Source organism: Peribacillus sp. NPDC058002, assembly GCF_042886655.1.
Taxonomy (GTDB): Bacteria; Bacillota; Bacilli; order Bacillales; family DSM-1321; genus Peribacillus; species Peribacillus aracenensis.
Map to the genome: position 1 here is coordinate 1 of NZ_JBHVQU010000550.1, position 1,027 is coordinate 1,027.

At 43.2% G+C, this 1,027-nt stretch carries 1 protein-coding gene; it reads right to left on the minus strand.

What is annotated here, in order from left to right; genetic code table 11:
• Positions 1–50 precede the first annotated feature (50 nt).
• Positions 51–1,004 carry a DUF1385 domain-containing protein gene (locus ACFVSH_RS27030; protein WP_387597895.1) on the minus strand — a complete coding sequence of 318 codons (954 nt, stop codon included), beginning with the start codon at positions 1,002–1,004 and terminating at the stop codon, positions 51–53.
• Between the last annotated feature and the right edge of the window lie 23 nt (positions 1,005–1,027).

A 1,027-nucleotide genomic window follows, 5' to 3' on the forward strand; every position in this document is an offset into this window, starting at 1 on the left:
TCCCTATAGTTAGTATATGATTTTCCATATTCAAAATGTGTATAGATGTTTTACACAATGACATCGGATTCTAAACTTTTTTCTGTTTCTTTTTCCATCCTTAACAGTTCTTGAAAGGATGCTAATGCGACTTCGACTTGATCATCGGTAGGGGCTTTGGTTGTCAATAACTGAAGCCAAAGGCCGGGATAGCCGAGGTAACGAAGAAAGGGAATATCCCGTACTTTGTTGGTCAACTGCAGTACCTCGAAGGCTATGCCAAGCACGACGGGGATTAGCAATACTCGATCCACGACACGGAGCCATAATGGATCGGTCGGAACGAGCATATAGACGAACATGCCTACAATGACTGTAAATAGAATGAAGCTGCTGCCGCAGCGATAATGAAGGCGTGAACTTGCCTGCACATTTGCTACGGTCAATTCTTTTCCGCTTTCAAAGCAATTGATCACCTTATGCTCTGCCCCGTGATACTGAAAGACACGCTTGATCAAAGGCGTCATGGATACTACGTAAATGTATACCAGCAATAATATCAACTTGAACAAGCTTTCCATTAAAACCTGGGCCATATGGCCGCTGAATATGGGTCTTGTCAATTCGGCAAGAAAGACTGGAATCAAAGTGAAAAGCAACTTCCCGAATAGGAAGGAAAGAACACCGATTACGGCAACTCCCAGCCAAACACTTATTTTAGAAGATTCCTTCGTTTCTTTTTTCTTTTCTTCCTGCTTTTCCCCGTCTTCTTCTTCATACTGTTCAGTTGAAAAGTTTAGATGTTTCGAGCCGGTGGCACTTGACTGAATCAGTGATACGATACCGCGTAGAAACGGTATTTTTTTTAAGCGGTTGACAACAGGTTTCGATTCACGCGGAAGATGATAATATACAATCGTTGAATCTTTGCGGCGTACCGCAGTGACTGTGTGATGTTTGCCACCGAACATGACGCCTTCCACTACAGCCTGCCCTCCATAAACGGGTTTTTGAACCTCAGACATTTCTACACCAACCTAATAGCTGT

What these genes read in the sequence shown, in the direction of transcription:
- ACFVSH_RS27030 (WP_387597895.1), bottom strand. Translation starts at nt 1,004, where the DNA reads ATGTCTGAGGTTCAAAAACCCGTTTATGGAGGGCAGGCTGTAGTGGAA.